The organism is Ottowia sp., assembly GCF_047601385.1.
In the GTDB taxonomy this organism is placed as follows: Bacteria; Pseudomonadota; Gammaproteobacteria; order Burkholderiales; family Burkholderiaceae_C; genus Ottowia.
This window is the reverse complement of sequence record NZ_JASGJP010000001.1, coordinates 3,974,354-3,997,478: the sequence shown is the minus strand read 5'-3', so window position 1 is coordinate 3,997,478 and position 23,125 is coordinate 3,974,354. Positions and strand designations below refer to the sequence as shown.

Annotated in this window: 26 protein-coding genes; 2 read left to right on the top strand and 24 right to left on the bottom strand. The window is 64.4% G+C overall.

Going from position 1 to position 23,125, the window contains the following annotated elements:
- From trbL to QM772_RS19230, 13 genes are all read right to left on the bottom strand, one after another.
- A partial coding sequence (trbL, locus tag QM772_RS19290) for a P-type conjugative transfer protein TrbL (protein WP_415139402.1) occupies nt 1-739 on the bottom strand: 739 nt, incomplete at its 3' end.
- A complete protein-coding gene (locus tag QM772_RS19285) occupies nt 736-1,032 on the bottom strand; it encodes a hypothetical protein (RefSeq protein ID WP_415139400.1) in 297 nt (98 codons plus the stop codon). The genes QM772_RS19285 and trbL, both read right to left, overlap by 4 nt.
- A 12-nt stretch (nt 1,033-1,044) precedes the next feature.
- A complete protein-coding gene (gene trbJ, locus QM772_RS19280) occupies nt 1,045-1,770 on the bottom strand; it encodes a P-type conjugative transfer protein TrbJ (protein ID WP_415139398.1) in 726 nt (241 codons plus the stop codon).
- Nucleotides 1,767-4,220: a conjugal transfer protein TrbE gene (gene trbE / locus QM772_RS19275; protein WP_415139396.1), complete on the bottom strand. Its 2,454-nt coding sequence runs from the start codon at nt 4,218-4,220 to the stop codon at nt 1,767-1,769. The genes trbJ and trbE overlap by 4 nt, the downstream gene beginning before the upstream one ends.
- A 12-nt stretch (nt 4,221-4,232) precedes the next feature.
- Nucleotides 4,233-4,505 (bottom strand): VirB3 family type IV secretion system protein, encoded by a 273-nt coding sequence (locus QM772_RS19270; RefSeq protein WP_415139394.1) that lies wholly within the window; start codon nt 4,503-4,505, stop codon nt 4,233-4,235.
- The gene (locus tag QM772_RS19265) at nt 4,502-4,885 is read right to left on the bottom strand and encodes a TrbC/VirB2 family protein (RefSeq protein ID WP_415139392.1); all 384 of its coding nucleotides are present in this window, start codon (nt 4,883-4,885) and stop codon (nt 4,502-4,504) included. Before QM772_RS19265 ends, QM772_RS19270 begins: the two co-directional genes overlap by 4 nt.
- Nucleotides 4,882-5,934 carry a P-type conjugative transfer ATPase TrbB gene (gene trbB, locus QM772_RS19260; RefSeq protein ID WP_415139390.1) on the bottom strand — a complete coding sequence of 351 codons (1,053 nt, stop codon included), beginning with the start codon at nt 5,932-5,934 and terminating at the stop codon, nt 4,882-4,884. The genes QM772_RS19265 and trbB overlap by 4 nt, the downstream gene beginning before the upstream one ends.
- Complete coding sequence (locus QM772_RS19255) at nt 5,931-6,395, bottom strand: CopG family transcriptional regulator (protein ID WP_415139388.1); 465 nt, start codon at nt 6,393-6,395, stop codon at nt 5,931-5,933. The genes trbB and QM772_RS19255 overlap by 4 nt, the downstream gene beginning before the upstream one ends.
- Nucleotides 6,392-8,392: a conjugal transfer protein TraG gene (locus QM772_RS19250; RefSeq protein ID WP_415139659.1), complete on the bottom strand. Its 2,001-nt coding sequence runs from the start codon at nt 8,390-8,392 to the stop codon at nt 6,392-6,394. The genes QM772_RS19255 and QM772_RS19250 overlap by 4 nt, the downstream gene beginning before the upstream one ends.
- A 234-nt stretch (nt 8,393-8,626) precedes the next feature.
- On the bottom strand, nt 8,627-8,887 hold the full coding sequence (locus tag QM772_RS19245) for an EexN family lipoprotein (protein WP_415139386.1): 261 nt from the start codon (nt 8,885-8,887) through the stop codon (nt 8,627-8,629).
- A 44-nt stretch (nt 8,888-8,931) separates the two neighbouring features.
- Entirely contained in the window at nt 8,932-9,825 is an 894-nt protein-coding gene (locus tag QM772_RS19240) for a LysR substrate-binding domain-containing protein (protein ID WP_415139384.1), read from the bottom strand.
- A 175-nt stretch (nt 9,826-10,000) separates the two neighbouring features.
- Complete coding sequence (locus QM772_RS19235; RefSeq protein ID WP_415139382.1) at nt 10,001-10,573, bottom strand: PaaI family thioesterase; 573 nt, start codon at nt 10,571-10,573, stop codon at nt 10,001-10,003.
- Between the two features lie 30 nt (nt 10,574-10,603).
- The gene (locus tag QM772_RS19230) at nt 10,604-11,509 is read right to left on the bottom strand and encodes an EamA family transporter (protein ID WP_415139380.1); all 906 of its coding nucleotides are present in this window, start codon (nt 11,507-11,509) and stop codon (nt 10,604-10,606) included.
- A gap of 174 nt (nt 11,510-11,683) precedes the next feature.
- On the opposite strand from QM772_RS19230, the gene QM772_RS19225 reads away from it, so the two are divergent.
- A complete protein-coding gene (locus tag QM772_RS19225; protein WP_415139378.1) occupies nt 11,684-12,670 on the top strand; it encodes a GlxA family transcriptional regulator in 987 nt (328 codons plus the stop codon).
- Between the two features lie 491 nt (nt 12,671-13,161).
- On the opposite strand, the gene QM772_RS19220 is transcribed toward QM772_RS19225, so the two are convergent.
- Both QM772_RS19220 and QM772_RS19215 read right to left on the bottom strand, forming a co-directional pair.
- Nucleotides 13,162-14,082 (bottom strand): 2-dehydropantoate 2-reductase, encoded by a 921-nt coding sequence (locus QM772_RS19220; RefSeq protein WP_415139376.1) that lies wholly within the window; start codon nt 14,080-14,082, stop codon nt 13,162-13,164.
- Nucleotides 14,083-14,206: 124 nt separating this feature from the next.
- Nucleotides 14,207-15,595 (bottom strand): MATE family efflux transporter, encoded by a 1,389-nt coding sequence (locus tag QM772_RS19215; protein WP_415139657.1) that lies wholly within the window; start codon nt 15,593-15,595, stop codon nt 14,207-14,209.
- Nucleotides 15,596-15,818: 223 nt separating this feature from the next.
- On the opposite strand from QM772_RS19215, the gene QM772_RS19210 reads away from it, so the two are divergent.
- Nucleotides 15,819-16,301 carry a MarR family winged helix-turn-helix transcriptional regulator gene (locus QM772_RS19210; RefSeq protein WP_415139373.1) on the top strand — a complete coding sequence of 161 codons (483 nt, stop codon included), beginning with the start codon at nt 15,819-15,821 and terminating at the stop codon, nt 16,299-16,301.
- 53 nt (nt 16,302-16,354) lie between these two features.
- On the opposite strand, the gene QM772_RS19205 is transcribed toward QM772_RS19210, so the two are convergent.
- From QM772_RS19205 to QM772_RS19165, 9 genes are all read right to left on the bottom strand, one after another.
- Nucleotides 16,355-18,292, bottom strand: coding sequence for a relaxase/mobilization nuclease domain-containing protein (locus QM772_RS19205; RefSeq protein ID WP_415139371.1), 1,938 nt, complete (start codon nt 18,290-18,292; stop codon nt 16,355-16,357).
- Nucleotides 18,289-18,720 carry a hypothetical protein gene (locus QM772_RS19200; RefSeq protein WP_415139369.1) on the bottom strand — a complete coding sequence of 144 codons (432 nt, stop codon included), beginning with the start codon at nt 18,718-18,720 and terminating at the stop codon, nt 18,289-18,291. The genes QM772_RS19205 and QM772_RS19200 overlap by 4 nt, the downstream gene beginning before the upstream one ends.
- Nucleotides 18,717-19,304, bottom strand: coding sequence for a S26 family signal peptidase (locus QM772_RS19195; protein WP_415139367.1), 588 nt, complete (start codon nt 19,302-19,304; stop codon nt 18,717-18,719). The genes QM772_RS19200 and QM772_RS19195 overlap by 4 nt, the downstream gene beginning before the upstream one ends.
- Entirely contained in the window at nt 19,301-19,834 is a 534-nt protein-coding gene (locus tag QM772_RS19190; RefSeq protein ID WP_415139365.1) for a DUF2840 domain-containing protein, read from the bottom strand. Before QM772_RS19190 ends, QM772_RS19195 begins: the two co-directional genes overlap by 4 nt.
- On the bottom strand, nt 19,831-20,115 hold the full coding sequence (locus QM772_RS19185; protein ID WP_023101676.1) for a hypothetical protein: 285 nt from the start codon (nt 20,113-20,115) through the stop codon (nt 19,831-19,833). Before QM772_RS19185 ends, QM772_RS19190 begins: the two co-directional genes overlap by 4 nt.
- Nucleotides 20,112-20,750: a ParA family partition ATPase gene (parA, locus tag QM772_RS19180; RefSeq protein WP_415139363.1), complete on the bottom strand. Its 639-nt coding sequence runs from the start codon at nt 20,748-20,750 to the stop codon at nt 20,112-20,114. Before parA ends, QM772_RS19185 begins: the two co-directional genes overlap by 4 nt.
- 253 nt (nt 20,751-21,003) lie before the next feature.
- Nucleotides 21,004-21,861 (bottom strand): replication initiator protein A, encoded by an 858-nt coding sequence (locus QM772_RS19175; RefSeq protein WP_415139361.1) that lies wholly within the window; start codon nt 21,859-21,861, stop codon nt 21,004-21,006.
- A 26-nt stretch (nt 21,862-21,887) separates the two neighbouring features.
- A complete protein-coding gene (locus tag QM772_RS19170; protein ID WP_003107109.1) occupies nt 21,888-22,169 on the bottom strand; it encodes a helix-turn-helix transcriptional regulator in 282 nt (93 codons plus the stop codon).
- Between the two features lie 83 nt (nt 22,170-22,252).
- A complete protein-coding gene (locus QM772_RS19165; protein WP_415139357.1) occupies nt 22,253-23,023 on the bottom strand; it encodes a DUF2285 domain-containing protein in 771 nt (256 codons plus the stop codon).
- Between the last annotated feature and the right edge of the window lie 102 nt (nt 23,024-23,125).

Genomic DNA, 23,125 nt, shown 5'->3' with positions numbered 1-23,125 from the left:
AGGCCAGCATGATGACCAGCGCATGGTCGATGTTCGGCTCGGCGGGATGGACTTGGAATTGCGAGAACAGGCCCGAGCCGATGCCGACAATCACGGCCAGCACCAGCACCTTGATGCCGGAGGCCACCACGTTTCCCAAGACTTTTTCGGCCAGGAACGAGGTCTTGTTCCAGAGCGCGAACGGCACCAGCACGAACCCGGCGAGCGTGGTCAGCTTGAACTCGATCAGCGTGATGAAAAGCTGGATCGCCAGCACGAAGAAGCACAGGATGACGGTGAGCCACGCGAGGAACATCACCACGATGGGATCGAGATTGGCGAACACCTCGGGAAAGCCCGCCATCTCGCCGATCTGCTCCAGAATCGGCGCCCCGGCGTCGATTCCGGTCTTGGCAAGCCGGCCCGGCTGCAAGAAGTTCTCCATCGTGATGGCCGAGCCGGTGGCGGTGATGCCCAGCCCCGCGAACGAGCGGAACACGATGCTGGCCAGCCAGTTGAAGTTGTTGAGGATGTAGGCAAAGGCACCGACGTAGAGCACCTTGCGCAGCAGCTTGGCGATCACGTCCTCGCCTTGGCCGGTGGCGTGGCTCATGGCCCAATACAGCCCGGCGATCGTCATGTCGATGACGATCAGCGTGGCCGTGAGGAACGCCACTTCGCCGCGCAGCAGTCCGAAACCCGAGTCGATGTAGGTGGCGAAGGTGTTGAGGAACTGGTCGATGATGGTCACGTCATTCATGGCGTGCCCTCCGGTTCCTCGAAGCTGGGCGGGATCGGCGGCAGGTCGGCCAGCGTCTGGTATTCATCGGGCCCGGCCTCGCCGGAGAAGAAGCGCCGCCGGAAGGCTTCGGCGGCGGCGCGGCAAGAGTCCTCGCCCGTGGCCTGCATGACCTGTTGCGGATGGGCCGCGCATTGCGCGCGCAATGCCTTGAGCCGCACGGGATCGGCGGCCAGGGCATCGACGAGGTTGTCGGCCGGCTGCTCGCCGCAGGCGGCCAGCAGCACGGCACCAAGGACGAGGACGCATCGCATGTCGGCCTCCCGTCAGTCGCGGTAGAAGTTGATGGATTGCGGCGTGTACGGCGTGCCTTCCCCGAGGAAGCGCCGCCGCACTTCGCGGGCGCGCTCGGTGGCCGCCGCCTGCCGCGCCAGTTCCAGCGAGGCGGCCCGGTCTTGCGTGATCTGGAGCCGCTGCGACTGGATCGACTGCTTGGCCTGCAAGGCGAGCAACTGGTTCATGGCCTGCATCGCCTGCAACGCGCCTTGCGCCGACTGGCTCTTGCCGACCAGATCGGCCAGCACGCTTTCGTCTTCGCCCAGGTTCTGCGACACCTGCGCCTGCATCTGCATGGTGGTCTGCAAGCCGTTGAGCGTGTTCTTCCACCGCTCCTGGGCGTCGCGGTACATCTGGTCGCCGCTGACGGTGGCGGCGTACTGCTCCGGGTACAGGCGCGCGAACTCCCGATCCAGATGGGTCACGTCGTAGGCCAAGCCTCGGGCCTGGGCGATCAGCCGCTCGGTCGTCGCCAGGTTGGCGCGCAACTGGCCGACCACGCTGGATGGAAGGCTGGCGAGGTTGCGCGCCTGGTTCATCAGCATTTGCGCTTCGTTCTGGAGCTGTTGGATCTGGTTGTTGATCTGCTCCAGCGTGCGGATCGCGGTCATCGTGTTCTGCACGAGGTTGGTGGGGTCGATCACAACCCATTGCGCATGGGCAGTGGCGGTGCAAAGCATGGCCGCGATGGCAGCGGCGACAAGGCGCTTCTTCATGGCAGGTTCTCCAGGGGTTGGTCAGCGAGGGAACCCGGCGCGAGGCCGGGGAACGAGGGCAGGAGGTCGGCCGCCCAATCGAGGCCGCGATGGCGCAGCCAGGCGCCCGCGAAACCGGGCGTACCTGCGTCCAGCAGCACGCGGTCCATGTCGCGCTGGTCTTGCGGCGTGGAAGCGCCCGCGAAGGCCAGCGTCGCCGGCCCCAGGTCGAGGTCAAACAGCCGGTTGCCCAGGCGCGACTGGTAGTAGTAGTCGCGCTTCGGAACTGCCGTGGCGACGATCTCGATCTGCCGCGCGTTCAGGCCGAAGCCCTCGTAGATCGTGCGAATCTGCGGCTCGGTCGCCTGCGGGTTGGGCAGGAAGATGCGGCTCGCGCAGCTCTCGATGATCGCGGGCGCGATGCTCGAATCCTTGATGTCCGCGAGCGACTGCGTGGCGAAGATGACGCTGACGTTTCGTTTGCGCAGCGTCTTGAGCCACTGGCGGATGCGTGCCGCGAACACCGGGTCATCCAAGAACAGCCACGCCTCGTCGAGGATCAGCAGCGTGGGCGCACCGTCGAAGCGTTCATCGAAGCGCGCGAAGAGGTAATGCAGCACGGCCATGACGGCGGCCTTGCTGTGCATCAGCTCCTCCATCTCGAAGCACTGCACGTCGGCCATGCCCAGCCGGTCGTGGTCGGCGTCCAGCAGCTTGCCGTGCGCGCCGCCGAGCACATAAGGCGCGAGCGCCTGGCGCAGCGCATTGCTCTGCAACAGCACGGACAGCCCGGTCATCGTGCGCTGCTCCACCGGCGCACCGGCGAGGCTGCCGAGTGCCGACCAGATGGCCGCCTTCTCGTCGGGGCCGACCGCCACGCCTTCGTGCAGCAAGCGGCCTTCGATCCATTCGGCGGCCCAGGTGCGGTAGCCCTCGCGGTCGATGCGGGCCAAGGGCTGGAAGGCGATTTCTCCATCCGTGCCCAGGTCGTAGTGCTCGCCCCCCAGCCCGAGGATCGTGGCGCGCATCGAGCGCCCCATGTCGAACGCGAAGATGCGCGAGCCGGGGTAGCGGCGGAACTGCATCGCCAGCGTGGCGAGCAAGACCGACTTGCCCATGCCGGTCGGGCCGGCGACCAGCGTGTGGCCCACGTCGCCGATGTGCGTGACCAGGCGGAACGGCGTCGCGCCATCGGTGCGCGTGACGATCAGCGGCGGGCCGACCAGGTGGTCGTTCTTCTCCGGCCCGGCCCACACTGCCGACACCGGCATCATGTGCGCCAGGTTCAGCGTCGAGACGATGGGCTGGCGCACGTTGGCGTAGGCGTTGCCCGGAAGCGAGGAAAGCCACGCATCCACGGCATTGAGCGTTTCGGGGATGGTGACGAACCCGCGCCCCTGGATCACGCGCTCCACCATGCGCAGCTTCTCGTCCGCTGCGCCGGCATCTTCATCCATAACGGTGACGGTCGCCGTCAGGTAGCCGAAGGCGACTTGATCGCTGCCCAGTTCCTGCAAGGCGGCATCGGCGTCGGCGGCCTTGTTGTTCGCATCGGTATCGACCAGCGGGCTTTCCTGCTGAAAGATCGTTTCGCGCAGCAGCGCGATGACGTTCTTGCGCTTGGCGAACCACTGGCGGCGCAGACGCCCCAATTCCCGTTCCGCCTCGGATTTGTCGAGGCACAGAAAGCGCGTACTCCAGCGATACCCAAATCCCAGGCGGTTGAGGTCGTCCAAAATCCCCGGCCAGGTCGAGGTCGGAAAGCCCCGCACCGAGACGACGCGCAGGTGCCGGTCGCCCAGCATGGGCGCCAGACCGCCGACCAGCGGCGAGTCGGTCAGCAGCGCGTCGATGTGGAACGGCACCTCGGGCACGCCGACGCGATAGCGTCGCGTCGAGATGGTCGCGTGCAGGTAGGTCAGCATCTGGCTGTCGTCCAGCCAGGCGATTTCCGGCATGACGCCATCGAGCAGGTCGAAGACCCGATCCGTTTCCGCAACGAAGGCTTGCAGCCGCTCGCGCCAGTCCACGCCATTCGTCGGCGTGTTCTCGTAGAGCATCTTGGCGGCGCGGGCGCGCGATTCCTCGGGTGGCAGGTACACCAGCGTCAGGTGATAGCCGCTCTCGAAGTGATGGCCGGTGTCCTCGAAGGCCGAGCGGCGTTCTTCATCCACCAGCCAAGACAGCGGCTCGGGAAACTCGGAGTGCGGGTAATCGGCGGCTGGGCGGCGCTCGGCCTCGATGAACAGCGCCCAGCCGGAACCCAGCCGGCGCAGCGAGTTATTCAGCCGTGCGCTGGTGGAAATCAGCTCGCCTTGCGTGGCGCTGTCCAGATCAGGCCCGCGAAAACGCGCCGTGCGCTGGAACGAACCGTCCTTGTTCAGCACCACGCCCGGCGCGACCAGCCCGGCCCAGGGCAGCCAGTCGGCCAGCAGCGCGGGCCGCTGGCGGTATTCGGCGAGGTTCAGCATGGCGGCATCCCCTCACACGTCCAGCAGCGGGCGGTGCTTGATGTGCCGCGCAAAGACCTGCATGAACTGCGGATCGACGCGCGCACCCCATACCGCCAGCGAATGGCCGGCCATCCAGAGCACCACGCCAGGAATCCACAGTTGCAGGCCCAGCCCGACGGCGGCGGCCAGCGTGCCGTTGGCAATCGCCACGGTGCGCGGTGCGCCGCCCAACAAGATCGTCTCGGTGAGCGAGCGATGCAAAGGCACCTCGAACCCTGCCGCGAAGCTATCCGGGCCGCTCATACGACAGCTCCGCCGGAGAAGCTGAAGAACGACAGGAAGAACGAGGACGCAGCGAAGGCGATGCTCAGGCCGAACACGATCTGGATCAGCTTGCGGAAACCGCCCGACGTATCGCCGAACGCCAGCGCGAGGCCCGTGGCGATGATGATGATGACGGCCACGATGCGCGCCACCGGCCCCTGGATGGATTCGAGGATGGATTGCAGCGGGCCTTCCCAGGGCATCGAGGAACCGGCGGCCTGCGCGGTTCCAGCCAGGAACAGCAGCAGCGCGGCCAGCATCAGCCCTTGCGCCGCAGGGCGGGCCAGACTGTGCAGCCGTGCGAGGCGTAAAGCCGGATTTGCAGAAACACGGAAAGCAGGAACGATCATCTGCGTCATGGCAGTTCTCCAAGTTGGTCAGGGGACGGGGAAGTCGCCGCATCGGGTGCAGCCTCGGGAAATAGCGGCAGCTCGGGAAACGGTGTCTCCAGCGCATCCGCCAATCGGTAGCCCACGCCGTCGAAGCCGACGACGCGGGCGATGCTCTCGATGCGGCGCTTGCGCCCGCGTCCGGCGATGTGGATCACCACGTTGACCGCCTCGGCGATCAGCGCACGCGGCGGGTTCACCGCCACTTCGAGAATCAGTTGCTCCATGCGCAGCAGCGCGCCCAGCGCGGAACCCGCATGGATCGTGGCGATGCCGCCGGGATGCCCGGTGCCCCACACCTTGATGAGATCCAGCGCCTCGGCCCCGCGCACCTCGCCGACGACGACGCGATCAGGGCGCAGGCGCATGGACGAGCGCACCAGCTCGGTCATGGACACCACGCCGGATCGCGTGCGCAGCGGTACCTGGTCGCGGGCGGCGCATTGCAGCTCCACCGTGTCTTCAAGTACGAGCACGCGGTCGCCGGTGGCGGCTATTTCGGCGAGCAAGGCATTGGCGAGCGTGGTCTTGCCGCTGCTGGTGGCCCCGGCAATCAGGACGTTCTGGCGCTCGCGCACGGCGCGCACCAGAAAGCCCGCCTGGGCGGCGGTCATCATTCCGTCCACGACGTACCGCTCCAGCGGGATCACGCCGATGGCGCGCTTGCGCAGCGCGAAGGCCGGCCCCGGCGCGGCGGGCGGCAAGATGCCCTCGAAGCGTTCGCCGGTTTCGGGCAGCTCGGCGGACAGCAGCGGCTGGCCGCGATGCACCTCCGCGCCGACGTGGGCCGCGACCAGGCGGATGATTCTCTCGCCATCGGCCTCGGGCATCTCCACGCCCATAGGCGCGCGCCCACTCGAAAGCCGATCCACCCAAAGGGTGCGATCAGGGTTGAGCATGATTTCCACCACGTCGGGGTCTTCGAGCGCGGTGGCGATCAGCGGCCCCATTGCCGTTCGCAGCATCTGGATGCGCCGGTCGAGCGACGTGGCGCTCATGGATTGGGGAGCGGCGCTCATGACGCGCGCTCCCGCGCCTGAGCCGCTGCGGCGGCGTCCTCCATCCGCATCGGGTCGGGGTGCAGTTCCTCCACCAGGTCGCGCACCAGGCTGCGCCCGCGCATCAGGTGGCGGCCGAGCTGTTCGGTGAACTGCTCGAAGCGCGCTTTGCCCTGTGCGCGGGCAGCTTCTTGGTGCGCCTCGGGGACTGATGTGCTGACCGTGAGGTAGTAGCGGATGAACAGCGCCAGCGTTTCGATGGCGATGTTCTGGTCGCGCTCCATGCGCTCGGCCTGGCGTGACAGCCGATCAAGGCGTTTGGCGATGGCGGCCTCGCGCTGGTCGGCGGCATCGGGCGACAGCCACGATGCGAGCGCCGCCGCGACGATGGACGACTTCGACACACCTTTCTTGGCGGCCAGTTCATCGAGCCGCTGGGCGTGTTCGGGCTGGACAAAGAGGTTCAGGCGGTAGTGGCTCATAGCTCGATTCCGTCGTTGGGGTCGAGGGAAGCCAGCCGTGCCGTGCGCTGCATGGCCGGATCAAGCTGGCGAGGAAGGGGAAGCGGCAAGTCGTCGTCGTCATCGAGCAGGCCGAGGTCGGCCGCAGGCGCGGCCATCTCGCGGTCGTAGGCGACGGTTTCGGAGAGTTCGGGCTGACGGCGTGGCCCACCGTCATCGGGGGAACCAAGGCCATCGGCGGATGCCGTGGCCGGTGCGGTGGGCGTTGGTGGGATTGCCAGCCCGCTCCAGTCGTCGGGGCGCAGTGGTAGCGCGTCGGCGTACTGGCCGTCTGCCAGCGCAGGCGGCGGCAACACGCGCCGCTTGAAATTGACGTCGGCGTAGTAGCGCAGCTTCGTGGCCTTGATCGGGGCCACGCTGGACACCATCACCACGGCCTCGTCGGGCGGAAGCTGCATGACTTCGCCCGGCGTCAGCAGCGGGCGGGCCGTCTCCTGGCGCGACACCATGAGGTGGCCCAGCCACGGCGCGAGGCGATGGCCCGCGTAGTTGCGCTGCGCGCGCAGCTCGGTGGCTGTGCCCAGCGTCTCGGAGATCCGTTTGGCGGTGCGTTCGTCGTTGGTGGCGAACGTCACCCTGACGTGGCAGTTGTCCAGAATCGAATGGTTCTGGCCGTAGGCTTTGTCGATCTGGTTGAGCGACTGCGCGATGAGGAAGCTGCGGATGCCGTAGCCCGCCATGAAAGCCAAGGCCGTCTCGAAGAAATCGAGCCGGCCCAGGGCCGGAAACTCATCGAGCATCAGCAGCAGCTTGTGGCGGCGCTCAATGCCGTCGCTGCCATCCAGCGATTCGGTCAAGCGCCGCCCGATCTGGTTGAGGATCAGGCGGATCAGCGGCTTGGTGCGCGATATGTCCGAAGGCGGCACCACCAGGTACAGCGATACGGGGTGTGCGGCGGAAATGAGGTCGGCGATGCGCCAGTCGCAGCGCGACGTAACTTCGGCCACCGTGGGATCGCGGTACAGGCCCAAGAACGACATGGAGGTGCTCAACACGCCGGAACGCTCGTTGTCCGACTTGTTGAGCACTTCGCGCGCCGCCGAAGCGACGACCGGATGCGGCCCCTCGCCCAAGTGAGGCGTGGTCATCATCCGGTGCAAGGTCAGCTCGAACGGGCTAGCCGGGTCGCTGAGGAAGTTGGCGACGCCGCGCAGCGTCTTGTCTTCGCCCGCGTAGAGGACATGCAGGATGGCTCCGACCAGCAGCGCGTGCGAGGTCTTCTCCCAATGGTTGCGCTTCTCCAGCGCGCCTTCGGGATCGACCAGAATGTCCGCGATGTTCTGCACGTCGCGCACTTCATGCGCGCCGCGCCGCACTTCCAGCAGCGGGTTGTAGGCCGCCGACTTCGCATCGGTGGGGTTGAACAGCAGGCAATGCGAGAAGCGCGAGCGCCAGCCTGCGGTGATCTGCCAGTTCTCGCCCTTGATGTCGTGGATGACCGCCGAGTCCGGCCAGCTCAACAAGGTGGGCACCACCAGGCCGACGCCCTTGCCCGAGCGCGTGGGCGCGAATGTCAGGACGTGTTCTGGCCCTTCATGGCGCAGGTACTGGCGGTCGTGCTGGCCGAGGAACACGCCGGCCGGCTGCGTGAGGCCCGCCTTGCGAATGTCCTGCGCGTCCGCCCAGCGGGCCGAGCCGTAGGTCGTGACCAGGCGCGATTGGCGCGAGCGCCAGATCGACATGCCGATGGCGACCACCACCGCCAGCAAGCCGCTGCCGCCAGCGATGGCCCCGCCGGTGTCAAAGATGAGGGGCGCATAGGCATCGAAGAAGAACCACCACTCGAACAGCCGCCACGGGTGATAGACCGGCGTGCCGAAGAAATCGAACCAGGGCGAGCCAAGGCGTAGTTGGTAGCCAAGGGCTGCTGCTGTCCATTGCGTGGCACCCCACACTCCAGCGATCACGATGCCGAATACGACGGCGATCTGACCGAACAGCACGTTCGTCCCTTGCATGACTTCTCCTCCGATTTCTGCTGCGCTGATTCCTTGCTGGAAGTGGCACAACAACGTGCCGTAGGCGTCAGGATCGGGGTGAGGGTCAATGCCGGTCAAAGACCGTTATCGGGATGGATATGCCTAAAACAGCATCGTTTCAAACAGGGGAGAGCACAACAAAAACGCCGCAAGCGCAGGCGCATTGCGGCGTATCGAGCAAGAAAATCGAACTACGTTGCAGGCAGCAGACAATCAGAACTTTGGGGGCTTCTTCGATGGCGTGTAGGGCACATTGCCATCGCCCATGAAGCGTCGGCGTGTGGCTTCGGCAACCCGATTGCACAGCGCGTCACCCAACTTGGCACGATCTAGTTTGCATTGCTGACGCAGCTCCTTGAGGCGATCAGGATTGGCGGCAAGAGACTCCACCGTGTCGGTCGAGTTCGACGACTGGCCGCAGGCAGCGAGGAGCATCGCCAGCGATGATGACGCCATGATCTTGAATGGGCTCATGGTGTATTTCCTCCAAAAGTGGGGGCCAGAGGTACAAACGGGAGCTAAGCGTTGACCGCCCCCAGGGATTCCAGCCGCTCAATGAAACGGGCCAGTGCCTGCGATGGCTCCGCATCTCTGTGCAGCAAATAGGTCGTCAGCATGGGCGGTTGGCCTGCAAGTGGTCGGCCCACCACGCCCGGTTCTCGGCTGGATGCGATGTGCGCTGCTCCTGCGAGCCCCAGCGCCAAGCCAGCCGACACCAGCGTCATCATCACGTCGAAAGTGGCGACATGCTGCGCGATCAAGGGCTCTCTTTCCTGTTTGCGCAGGATGCGGTCGATCTGACGGGCATGGCCTTCGCAAACTGCAGGGTCGCCCAACACCAGGGGATGGCGCAGCACTTCTTCCAGAGGAATACGCTTGTGGGCCAGCATGGGATGGCGTGCGGGTACCGCCACCATCAGCTCATCCTCCCATGCCGGCTCGACAAGGATGCCGTCGCCCACTTCGTCAGCCATCGAGAAACCCGCGTCATAGAGGTCATCGTGCAGGCCCTGGATTTGCTGGGCCATCGGCACTTCGAACAGGCGTACTTCGATCTCCGGGTCTTCCTCGCGGCAGCGCGCCAACAATGCCGGCAGGCGAGAGGGCGTAATGCCATCGGACAAGGCAATGCGCAACTGACCATGAAAGCCGTTGGCAGCGGCCTTTACGCTTTCTCGTGCTTGCTCCAAAGCCGCGAAAACGCGGGGCGCATTCTCCAGCAGCAGCCGGCCCGCGAGGGTCAACCTTGTGCTTCGGCTGGTGCGGATGAATAACTGCGCTCCCAGGCTTTCTTCCAGTTCCTTGATGGCCCGGGACAGGGGCGATTGCTCCATATGCAGCCGCTCGGCGGCACGAGCGAAGTGCAGTTCTTCAGCTACGGCCAGGAAACAGCGTAAGTGTCGAAACTCCATTGCATACCTCCTTTCAAAGGCAGGTCAAAAATCTCCTAATCAATACCGGGGATGAGGAGAAGCTGACACTAATCAATCTGTCAAGCCTAGCTTCGCTGAGGGCATTGCTATATGTCATGCTCAATCTAGAACGGCGAATGGTGGCTAAGAATTGGTTCAGTCCAGCAACCTCTCATCATGTTGCAAGTCTTGGAGAGTCGAATACCAGACAAGTGGTTGTCGCATGGGCATACAACGTACCGTCGGGGCCGAGCAGACGTGCTTCGGCAGTGGCGAGCTGGCGGCCGCAATGGATAACTTTGCCCTCTGCCCGAACGCGCGAGGTTTTGAGCGAGACGCTGCGCACCAGATTGACGCTCAACTCGGCGGTGGTGTATGCGCGGCCTGCCGGCAGAAGGGTATAGACGGCACAGCCCAGTGCCGAATCCAGCAGGGTGGCGTACCAGCCGCCATGCACGGTGCCAATGGAGTTGAGTAAGCCGGGGCTGGGCGTGCCTTGAAAAACAGCGGTGCCGGGGCCAACGGAGATCAGGGTGTAGCCCAGTGTGTCCCCCATAGCCGCATATGGGATTTCCCCATTCAGCATGGCTTGCAGGATTTCAAGCCCGGACCTGCCCCTAACCTGCTCCGGTCGTGCGATGCCAGAGCCGGGTCCATCGGCCTTACGTGCATGAGCGGCTTGCTCGTCGGCCAGCCAGACGGCCAACGACGATATTTGTTCGGTGGTTATAGATAGTGGTTCATCCATCTGGTCGTTTCCTTGGCTATTTGAAGCACCCTAACTCGGGGCACGCTGGAGGTGTCGAACCATTCGTGCACCGAAGGTCGCTAGTAGCACCCCGGTCAGAACCAGTCCGGCAGCGGCCAGCTTCCAAGGCAGCAAGGGTTCGTTGAGCACCACGGCTGACGACAAGATGGTCAGCACGGGCACCAGCAATGTGAATGGCGCCACCTGCGTCGCAGGGTACAGATGCAGCAGCTTGCTCCAGAGGGCATATCCCAGGAAGGTGCCGAAGTACGCCATGTAGAGCACTGCGCCCACGCCGATACCCGACAGGTTCCGGAAGCTATGCAATATCAGTTCCGGTCCTTCGAATGTGAGCGAAGCCAGCAGCAGCGGAGGCCAGGCAAAGAGGCTGCCCCAGGCGATCAGGGACAACAGGTTCACCGGGCCAAGGCGTTTACTGACGATGTTGGCCGTGCCCCATGCCGAGGCCGCCAGCAGCATCAGCAGCAACCCCACGACGCTGAATCCGCTGCCGAGGGAACTGCTGGCCGAGCCCGCGTGCATGGCCACCAAGCCGAGCCCAGAGAACGAAACCAGTGCCCCCAATATCTGCCACTGGCTTGGCCGCTCGTTCAGGAAGACCGCGGCGAGCGTTGCCGTGACAAACACGTGCATTTGCAGCAACACCGCTGCCAGTCCTGCGGGGACGCCCAAATGGATCGCCACGGCCAGAAGACCGAGTTGTAGGGCGAACATCAGAATGCCGTACAGAGCGACCTTGTGCAGCGGCACAGGCGGGCGAGGTAGTACCAGCACCCAGGGCAGCGAGGTCAAAAGCAATCGTGCGGTAGACAAGGCCAGTGGTGGCATGTCGCGCAATCCCAGCTTCACGGCCAAGAAGCTCAAGGTCCAGAGCACAACGACCAGCAGCGCCAATCCCAGGTGCCCGATCCTCACTTGAAGACTCCCGCTTTGTGGTGAGGATTATTGCGCGCCGCGCGCAATGTACAGATCGCCATGGATGCCTCCAGCTAGTTCATTTGTACGTATGAGCATACCCAGGCGTATCATGTCTTTACAGACGATATAACCGCAAATCCTGCCATGCCTCTCCACAAGCTGAATGCATCCATGCAAACCCGCACCATTGTGTTGGTTGCCTTTGATGGTTTTCTTTCGCTCGATGTGTCTGGCCCGTGGGAGGTGTTTTCCAAGGCATCTCGATTGGTCACAGCGAACCATGCGCATCCAGCGTACCGCCTTGTTCTGGCGTCACCCGACGGCGGAACGATCATCAGCAGTTCGGGACTGCGGTGGGCCGACTCCACGGCCGTCGCCGATATCAGGGGACCGATAGATACCGTCCTGGTCTCCGGTGGCAATGCCAGCGTGTTTGAGCCAGGCGGGGCGGCGGCTGGTCTGCTACCGTGGCTCAGGCGCAAAGCGCAGACCGTCAGGCGCATGGGCAGTGTGTGTACAGGCGCATTTGCATTGGCGGCAGCCGGCCTCTTGGACGGACGCCGGGCCACCACGCATTGGAATGCCTGCGCGCAATTGGCGAGTACATATCCCAACGTGAAGGTAGAGCCCGATGCCATCTATGTGGCGGACCCGCCCTTCTATTGCTCGGCGGGGATTTCAGCCGCCATTGATCTGTCTCTTGCTCTGGTTGAGGAAGACCTCGGGCAACCGATAGCTTTGTCGGTGGCACGTGACTTGGTGGTCTACTTGCGCCGCCCCGGTGGGCAGTCCCAATTCTCAGCAGGATTGCAAGCCCAGATGGCGGCGAGCCACGGCTTCCGCAACCTAATCATGTGGATGGTGGAGCACCCAAGAAGCGATTTGAGCGTAGCCGCACTGGCAGAACGCATGGCCCTAAGCGAACGCCACTTTGCACGCCAGTTCCGCACGGAAACCGGAAAGACGCCGGCCCGCTTCGTGGAGGCGCTTCGACTGGACCAAGCTAAGAATCACCTAGAGCAGACATCCTGGCCTTTAGAGCGCGTTGCAGAACGGGCCGGGTTTGGCTCTGTGGATAGCCTACAACGCAGTCTGCGCCGTCACACGGGCCTCACTCCCGAAGTCTATCGTCAAAGATTTTCAAAGCAAGGTTACTGACGATGCAGCGGACCGGATAGTTGAGGGCTCTTCAATGTCGCCTTAGTGCGGTTGTCCAATCCCCTCGCGCGCTTGGCAAATCTGCCTCACTCTCTGGAGGGCCTCTGCCCAGGCCACATTGGACGATTTCAGTACCTGAAACAGTGCTTCGGAATAATTTAGTGGAACGCTCTCTGCGACGTAGCCATCACCACCGAGGAATACATAGCAGTGGGTGGGATGAGAAACGAACGTCTGAATTGAGGCAGCCAGCTCAGGTGAGGGCTCCATGGGTGCCTTTTGATCCTTAGCAAATACTGCAGAAGAAATGCATATAAATGACAACGTGAGGAGAGAGACAATTTTTTCTTTGTGCATCATAAGATCCTGTACTACGAGCGAATGATTAATTCGTGATCCGCCCGACTGCTCCAAGATACCTTGGAAGTTCTTGTGTGCGGGGTTGCTCCAGTCAGTCCGCCACGTGCGTGTAGTTATCAGCGCCACCCACCTCAGCGGTGCTGCAGCCCATAAACCTGCAAATGGCAATTCGCAGTTCGCGTCATGGTCATGTCGATGCCAAATTGCTCACCTCTTCGCAACATATCGCCGACAATGTCGTAGTATTCAAGGCGTGCCTGCCCCTGACCAATATCACGCATCATTGATGCAGCCCATACCGCAGATCGGTCTAGCAAGCGCTGCTTAACGGCTTCAACAGCCGCTTCAGGCAAAGAATGGCCGCTGTGCTGTGCGACCAACAGGCATTCGCCCATGGCCCGCTCCATCAACGCGTAGCCATCGTCCGTTGCGAGAATGTCGCGTACGGTTCCACGCATCAAACACGTCATAAGCGAAGCGGCCGAAATCATCACCCACTTGTTCCAGAGCGCTTGCTCGATATCGGCGGATCGTTCACGCACACCAGGCGTCTTTGAAATAGCAGTCACCAGCCGATCGGCAATCCCAACTTGGGAGTCATCGCGCGTACCAATGAGCAAACGGTCATTCTTGCCATAGTGCACGATGGTGCCGCTGTGCTCCAGCATCGTTGCGACATATGCGACGCCACCCAGCACGTGGCGTCTGCCAAACTGTGCATCGAGACGGTCATACGCGGAGAGGCCATTGAGGAGTGGCAGGATCAGGGTATGAGGCCCGATGCCTGCTCCAAGACTCGCAATTGCGGTATCGATATCGTAGGTCTTGCAAGCCAGAAGAACCAAATCGTAGTTCGGCCTCAAATCATGGCTCGATATCGTATTGACGGTCGCATTGAAATCGCCCAGTTCGCTCTTTACCACTAGCCCTTGAGTACGCAGAGCTTCGGCACGTTTCTCTCTTACGAGAAATGTCACGTCCACACCGGCTTCAATCAAACGTGCACCATAGTAGCCACCGATAGCACCGGCACCGAGAATAAGTATTTTCATGATGTTTCCACGCTAGCTGCAGTCTTCGCCAGCTCCAAAAGGGTTGATGTTTTACCAACTGCCATCGGGCATTTGGCGCGATACTTCTGATTTTTAAACTTGCCTTTCATTCGTGAATGCAGACTCATCTGTCTGCTGAAATGGCGGCTGCCGGGCATGTGCCAGTCACAACCATCGCAGGAGCAGTTTTTGGCGCAGTTCGGAACCAGGTTCCGGACCAAATGGCTGTCAAAATGATTGCGCCGTACAGCACCATGGCGAATGCCGCGATTGCGAAGAAGCCGTCCAATGAACCCGTGAGCCGCAAGGCAAGCCAACCTCCGCCCACGCTAAGCACGAGCCTGAGAAGCCCGGCAAGTAGAGGCCACTTCAAACGCCTCGCGCCCTGCGAAGCGAAATACAGAGCCCAGCCCATTCCGAAGAATCCGTAGAACGGCCCAACGAGGCGCAAGTACGCTGCGCCGACGCTCAGCACGTCAGGATCATCACTGAATAGCCCCAGCCAGACTTGCGGCCAGATCGCGACAACGAGGCCAATCGTTTCAGCAAGAACGAAGGCCAGCGCGCCGCCTGCCATGGCGATCCGCAGCGCGCGTTGGGGCTGCTGTGCCCCGATGTTCGAACTCACCATCGCTACCAGCGGTGCTCCAATGCCAAAAGCCAGCGGTGCGATGAGGTACTCAAGCCGCGAACCGACTGCATAGCCTGCTACCGCGGCAGTTCCTGCATACGACCCGACCACGGCGATGGATAGCGCGATCATGACGTTCGTTTGCAAGGAATTGATCGTTGCAAGTCCACCCACCGAGAAGATTCGATAGAACAGGGAATAGCGAAGCTTGCAAAACCGAAGCCTTGCGGGGTTGCGTCCGCTCGCGCAATACCAGCCGAGAATCAGCGATCCGGCCCCGTAGTAGGCCAGCATCGCAATGCCTGCACCCACCATGCCAAGGCGGGGAATCGAACCATAGCCAAAGATCAGGGCCGCCGACAGGGGGATCAGCAGTGCGGCTCCGCCGCATATCACGAGGCCCGGCACGAGCATATTTCCCGTTCCACGGATTGCACTCGCGAATGCGTTCATGATCCACATGAGCACGATGCCGCCAAACACGATGTTGGAATAGGTCAACGCAACAGCCAACGATTGGCCATGGCCTCCCAACAGGGGATAGAGCCATGGCGCAGCGATCAGCATCACGATTGAAAAGAACGCGCCAAGAGCGATGTTCAACACCAGTGCATGCAGAACATAGTCATCGGCCTCGGCGCGTTTTCCCTCGCCCAGCGCGCGTGCGATGGTTGAGGAAATGCCGCCTCCCATCGCCCCCTGGGACATGTTCTGCATAAGCATGAGTAGCGGAACGACCAACGCCATGCCTGCCAGCGACTCGGTTCCCAGCCTTGCGATGAACCCCGTCTCGACGATTCCTGTGCTCGACTGAGCAAGCATCATCAAGATATTGGGCCACGCCAGACCGAACACGGTCGGAACAATCGGGCCATCGAGCATCGCTCGAAGCCGTTGATTGGATGGCTCCACCGCCATGGCTGCGCACGCGCGGTGCTGGGGAGTTCGATGCTCGAAGCTATGGTCTTGACGCTGCATTTCTATGCATCCTCCGCTCAATTGCTTGAGTATGCACGTAATTTTACGTGCATATGCACGTATCTGTCAAGATGTCAGTTCAGCGATACACTGCCGAGTGTTAAATGACTGTTTGGGATGCCGGACGATGGACAAAACTGCAACTTCCAAGGCATTGGAAGCGCCAGTGCCCGTTTGCAACGGAGCGGCATTGCGCAAGGCAACGCGCAGATTGTCAGCACTCTATGACGACATACTTGCACCGAGCGGGTTACGCTTGTCGCAGCATTCGGTGCTTGTACATATCAAGCGCGCCGGCACGCCCACGATGACGGATCTCGCCCGCGACTTGGTGCTGGATCGCTCGGCCCTCTCGCACAACCTGAAGCCGCTTGAGCGTGATGGTTTTGTGACACTCTTCAAAGACAAGATCGACAAGCGCAGCACGCGAGTGAGCTTAACTGCCTCGGGCCAGCGCAAGCTCGCGGAATCCAAGGCCCTATGGGCAATCGCTCAGAAGCGATTTGAGGGTGCATTCGGTGCAGCGAAGGCTAGCGCGATGAGAGAACTGTTGTTTGAAGTTTGTTCCGATGAATTCAATGAGAAGTTCTTGAGCCTACCGGACAGATGACAAGGGCTCAGATTTCTTTTTCAGGATTCGGGGCATCCTTGAAGGCCATGGGCTTAGCTAACCGAAAATCCGCGCTGTCGCCCGATCTCCCATGACACGGAGCCGCCACGCAAAGTCGCGGCAAGCTGCTGTCCCAGCCTTTGCTCGATCACCGGCTTCCATGGCACCAGCGAGAACCCCATGCCGTCATCGAGCATCGCGTAGCGCCCACTGGCGAGCATGACGCTGCGCCGGTAGATGCCGGCCACGCGCTGCCCGTCGTCCACCGGGCGAGGCTCCAAGCCCGTTTCGGCGGCTATGTCCTTCGCGGCCTGCACCAGTTCCCGGTTGCGCAGCGTGCCCAGCAGGTTGCGCGCCAGGATCACGCGCTGTCCGCGCCGTTCGGCCAAGCCCTGCTCGGCCAGGAAATCGGCGCGCTGCTGCATGGCCTGCTTCGCCTCGCTGCCAAAGCCCAGGTCGCCCAGGCCGGTGCCGCCGCCGATCAATTGCTGGTCTAGCCAGGTGGCGCCGATGACGCGGGCCTGGCGCTCGATAGGTAGGTGGGATTTGAGTTCGATGGCCACGCCGCCCAGGCGCTGCGCGTCATAGCGGCGGCCCTGCTCGGGCAGGTCGCTCGGCACCTTCCATAGTCCCTCGGCCACGCGCTCCACGATGCCCGCCCGGCGCAGGGCTTCCAGGCGGCGGACATGAGCCGCCACGACCTCGGGTTGGCCCTTGGCGATGGCGAGGTGGTGGTCGGTGCGGTACAGGCCATCGGTCGCCAGTGCGGCGACTGTCTGGTCTGCCTTGCGCACGTCGGTGGAGCCTTTGACTTCCACCACGGCACCCACAGGGTACTGCGCCAGTTCTGTCTTGGGCGGCAGCGCCACATAGTGGGCCTTGCCGTCCGCGCCATCGACTACCAGATAGCCCCGGTCGTACAGCTCGTCGGCCAGCCCTTTGCCCGCCACGCGGCCGATGATGGAGTGGCCATCCTGGCCGGGCTGGAATACGGCCAGTTCGCGCTGGCGGCCGCCCATCGCACGCTGCATGGTTCGGATGATGTCGCCGCGCTCGCCCAGGGCGCGCAAGGTCTTCTCTGCATCGGCATGTACGGCCCAGGTGCCGGGCTGGGTTTCCGTCGCCAGGCCCATGCGCTGCAAGCGTTGCAGGCGGCCGATCAGCAGCAGGCGCTGGCGTTGCAGCTTGGGGGCGTCGAAGCGTTCGATCTTGACCAGCCCGTCCACGGCTTCGCGCTGCAAGGTGCGATCCAGGCTCGTCCATCGTTCCTGTTCCACCTCTCGGGCCAGCGTGCGCTGGATCTCCAACTCGGTGCGCGGCCCCAGCCATTCGGTGGCCAGCCCGGCGGCGCGCTCGCGCATGCCGCGGGTGATGTACTCCTGCGAAATGATGAGGTCTTTGCCGGTGTCGTCCTTGCCGCGCAGCACGACGTGGGTGTGGGGGTTGTCGGTGTTCCAGTGATCGACGGCCACCCAGTCCAGCCGCGTGCCCAGGTCGGCCTCCATGCGCTGCATCAGGTGGCGGGTGTAGGTGCGCAGGTCTTCGAGCTGCTCGGCATCCTCGGGCGAGACGATGAAGCGGAACTGGTGGCGGTCTTCGCGGCCGCGCTCCTCGAAAGCACGGGTGTCCGCCTCGTCGGTCAACGGCCCGTAGGCGCGGCCCGGCCCACCCTGGCGATCCACGCCCTCGCGCTCGATGTAGCGCAGGTGGCCCACGGTGGATCGGCCGCTGGCCTGCTGGAGATACACCAGCCGCACCTTGACCGTGGCCCGGCGCGAGAATGGCGACAGCGTTTGGCCCGTGAAGCGGGCCGCCGTGTGGCCGCGTCCCAGGCGCGAGCCGGGGGACTTGCCCCGCTTGCCGCCGGTTGCGTTGGATGCCTTGCCAGCTTGGCGCAGCACTTGGGCAATGAAGGTGTCTCCGCGCTGCTTGGGCTTGCCCAGGCGGACGCGAAAGCGGTCTTCGCCGGGGGAGTTGTCGCGCCGACTCATGGCGTGGCCCCATCCAGTGCCATCGCACCACAGCGGGCGAAGCACGCCAATTCACCAATGGCATCAAGGCGTTGGGGCAACTGGCGGCACGAAGCCGCACCCTGGCGCGTGCCGCGCCACCCCCACGTGCAGACTGGTTTTGCGCGCACCGTGGTGCCGCGCCCTTCAATCTTGCCTTCCGCCTTTGCCCCTCGCTGACGCTCCGGGCAGCGGCGGCCCGGCGGCGCTGCTGCGCGAGCAGCCAGCGCGCCGGCGAACGCGGCGACGGCCAAAGGCCGGGCGCGTTCGAGGCAAGACGCCTGCACATGGGAAGGCAGCGCGAAGTGCAGCGCGGATGCGCTCGCACTGCACGCGCGACGACACGCGGAACGCCACCGGATCGACACGCCTGATAGCACGATGATGCGCAGCGAATCGGCAGCGATCATGGGTGCTTCTCCAGCCAGACCGGGTGCGCGACGCCGATCACGGCGGACGCGCGCACCGGCCCGAAGTACCGACCATCGAACGATGCCGGGTTGGTCACGCTCAACAGGAACAGCTCGCCCGGTTCTAGGCGGCGGCATTGCTGCCAGGATGGCAGCGGCCGGCCCCAGCGGTCGGCGCGCAGCACGGCGGCCGAAGGCACGCCGTCGATGCGGACGATGCCGCCAGCGATGCACACCTCTTGCGGCGCAATGGCCCCCACGCGCTTGAGCAGCGGCACGCCCGCCGGCAGGTAGCCGCGTCGCGCGGCCAGCGCGGCGGCATCTGACGGCAGCGAGGCCAGGACGATGCTGCCCACGGACAACGGACGTGGCGGCGAGTCGGGCCGATGGCGCAGCGGATCGACGCGATACCAGCCCACGGGAACGCTGTCGGACGGGTTGTAGATCAGGCGCGGCAGCGGATGCACGAAGGACGCCCAGGCCAGTGCAGCGAGGCCGCAGGCGGACAGGCTCACCAGTACGAGGCGAGCGCGCAGGCGCGAGCGAGGATGTGGCGCGGTGCGGCCAGTGGAAACGGCAGTCATGGCAGCGCCCTCCCGGTCAGCCAAGCGGCGTGCCGTTCGGTGGTGTAGTCGGGCAGCGGCAGGCGTGCAGCGAGCCGGTTGGCGAGCGTGCGCCAGTACGCGGGCGAGGCATCGGTCGGTGCGATGCCGTGCGCCTCGATGGCGTCGATGCGTTCCAGCACGGCGCGCACTTGCCCGTCGCCCTCGGCGTGCAGCAGCAGGCGTGCGCCCGGCTGCACGCCGGGGATGCGCTGCGCGCCGTCCAGTGGCGTGCAAGCCTGCATCACCATGAGCTGCCAACGAATCGTGCCGTAGTCGTTGGCCTGCCAACGGATGCGGCACAAGACCGCGCCCGGCAGGAACACGGCGCAGCGCCGCCAGCGGTCGAGCCGCACGATGCGCGCCGGCTCGCCGAAGCGCAGATAGAGGCCGAAACGCTGGTCGATGTAGGCCAGTGCCACGCGCGTCAGCGGCGCGCTGGCGGGCTGGCCGGCAGGTGCAGCCAGTGCAGCCGTGGCCGCGACAGCGGCAGCCGAAGCGGATGCGGTCATGGAGTGTTCTCCCTGCGGTTCTCGGGAAACTCCCGTTCGAGCAGGCCGCGCAGCAGGTCGGCCACGGTCACGCCTTGCGTGAAAGCCGATACCTTGATGCGCGCCCGCATGGCGGGCGTGATGTCGAGGGTGAGGCGGGCCGTGTAGAGGTCGCCCTTGCCCAGCGCATCGGCGTCGCCTTGCCGAATCCACGCTTCAGCGTGCGGATTCGCAGGCGGACGCGCGCCGATGCCGACGCGCTTTGCTGCACGCTTGCTGTTCGGTGGTGGCTTCGCTGTCATGGCGTCCACCGCAGCAGTTCGTCCACCAGGGCGGTGATTTCGCGGGCGGCGGCGCTGTCCGGTGCCGTCTCGCGTGCAAGCCGGCCAGCGGCCACGCTGTCGGCGAACACGATGCGCTGATGCACTTCCGCGCGCAGCGCAGGAAGCGGCTGATCCGCGAGCGCCTGGCGCGCTTCGCGCCCGATCACGGTGGTGCTGACGCGCCGATTGATGACGAAGGCTGCGCGGAGCAGCGGCCGGAATACCTGCGCCTCGCGGATCAGCGCCACCATCTCGGCACTGGCCCACAAGTCATAGGGGCTGGGCTGCACCGGGATCAGCACCCGCTCGGCCGCCAGCAGCGCGGAGCGCGCCAAGGCGGCGATGCGCGGCGGCCCGTCGATGACGACGTGATCGGCGCGGCGTGCCAGCTCCGGCGCTTCCTGATGCAGCGTTTCGCGTGCGAGGCCCACGGCGCTGAACAGCCGTGGCAAGCCTTGCTGGCTTCGGCGTTGTGTCCAGTCCAGCGATGACCCTTGCGGGTCAGCGTCCAGCAGCACGACGTGCTGGCCGCGCATCGCCAGCTCGCCGGCGATGTGGGTGGCGAGCGTGGTCTTGCCCACGCCGCCTTTCTGGTTGAGCAGCGCGACGATCATGGCCTGGCCCTCCCTGCTGGAAAGCCCGGCTGTTGCTGCTGCGTTTGTGGCCGCGTGGCGGTTGTCCACCGCAGCGGCGTTTCCCTACTAAAAGTTAGAGAAATTAAGTTAGGGAAGTTAGAGGGCGCGCAAACCCAGTTCTGGCGCGGGTTTGCGGCCGATTGGCACGCCTGATAGCACGATAGTCCCACGCCTGATAGCACGATACCCTGCACGCCTGATAGCACGACGCCATTCACAGGCTTTCCCCGAGTTATCCCCGTGCCGTATGCGGCACGGGCCGGAAGGTCAGCAGTTCCATGCCGTTGTCCGGCATCCGCTCGATGCCCAGGACGTAGCCGGGCAGCGACTGTCGCGCGACGAGCGCGCGCAGGTCGCAGGCGAAGTCGTAGGGCTTGGCGGTGCTGCCGGATTTCTGGTGCAGGTAGCGGAAGTCGAACTGCCAGCCGTATGTCTGCTTGCCGCCGTGCTTGCGCACCAGGCGGTACAGCCACCGCTCTATGCCGCCGGTCAGCCGGAAATACGCCGGGTCGATGGTCAGCACCAGGGCGGCATCCAGCACGCCCGTATAGAACCAGTCCGGCAGGATCAGCTCGATGCCCAGCGGCGTGCCGCTGGCATCGGCCAGTTCCTTCCATTCGTTGATCCACGAGAAGCGGTGCAGGCGTCGCCCGGTCGTCTCGCGGATGGACGTGGCCACCGTGGTCGATTGCAGGCGATCCAAGGCCGCTTTGAGGCGCTGGTAGTCGCGCAGCGACTTGCCGCGCCCGATGAAGCGCAGGATCTCGTAGGGCGTCGCGCGGATCAGCCGCGAAGGCCGCAGGCCCGCATCCTTCGCCTCCACGATCTGCGAGGCCGCCCAAATCAGCACGTCGGCATCCCAAATCGTGGCGATGCCATGCTCCTGCGTGCCTTCCACGCGGATCGTGACGTTGCCCGCCCGGAAGTCGATGGGCTTGACCCGCTTGGACTTGCCGAGCGAGAAGAACGGATAGGCCATCAGGTCTTGGCTGTCGCGCGGCGCCATGTCGCCGGGCAAGGCGCGGAACAGGTCGAGCTGTTCGCGCTCCTGCAACGGCCGCTGCCGGGACGGCAGCGCGGTGCTGGACATGGCGATGGCCTGCCGCGCGCCGCCGATCAGCGCGCACGGCTGTCGGCCGAGTGGTGCTCGGCGTATTCGGGATCGGAGGTCGTCTCGAAGCTGCGGTCGGCGGCCCAGGCGTCGAGGTCGGCCACGGCGTACATGACGCGGCGACCGAACTTGCGAAAGCGCGGACCGCCGCCGATCACGCGCTGCTTTTCCAGCGTGCGCGGCGACAGGCGCAGGTACTCGGCGGCTTCGTCGTTGGTGAGATAGCGTTGGGGCTGCGCGGCAGCGGTCGAGACAGTGGCGGCAGGCCGCAAGGGAGCGGGACGCATGGTGTGAACCTCCATCGGTTGAAAACGCCCGGCCACACAGCGCGACCGGATGGAGGCAGTCTCAAGAAGCAAGGGGTTTCCGATCAGGGCCGTTTTGCGTCCGCATCAAAACGACCCTTCTCAAGCGGCGGAAGCTGTGCTAAGTGGCGATAGCCGCCGCGCATCAGCGCATCGCCGCGCCGTACCAGGCGGCGCACCTTGGAGCGCAGGCCGCCGTCGCTGTACCAATCGGCCACGGCGTCGGCACCGAACAGCCCTTCGCCTACATCGCGCAAGGACGCGCCCGCCAGGGTCGCGTCGAGCGCCTGCAAGGTGTGCAGCTCCAGCAGCGCGGCAGGTGTTGGCCTGGGCTTGGCGTCGGCCAAGGCTGGGCCGGGCGTATGGCGACGCGCATGCGCGGCAGCGCCGCCGCGATGGGCATAAGCCACGGCCATGCCGTCTTCCAGGCCGGGCGCCAACGCGAAGCGCAGGCAACGGCCAGGGCTGCGCGCGATCAGCGCCAGCCCCTTACCGTCGTGGAGCAGTTGCTTGTGGCCGGGGATGCGCCAGAACGCGAGGGTGGCGGCATCCTGCGGCGGGTCGGCATCGGGATAGAGCTGCACCACGGCCGCATGGCCAGGCAGCCAAGCCGGATGCGCGTCACGCGCATCCAGGGCTGGGTCTTCCAGCAGGCGCAGGCCCCAGCGATGCGCCGCTCCCTGTGCCGTCTGTGGCCGGCGATGGCGACGCAGCCAGTCGAGCCGGTAGTCGGGGTTCCTGCGCAGGTATTCCCAAGCGAGCGCAAGGTCGTCCAGATGCAGCGCGTACAGGTACGCGGCTGTCGGATACCAAGGCTCGGCGCTGCGATCGACCATGACGCCATCTCCCTGCGAACAGGACTGGCCGCCACGGAAGGACTACGCGCTACATCGTCAGAACATCAGGGATTGCAAGGTGGCTGGTGGGTGTCAAGACCG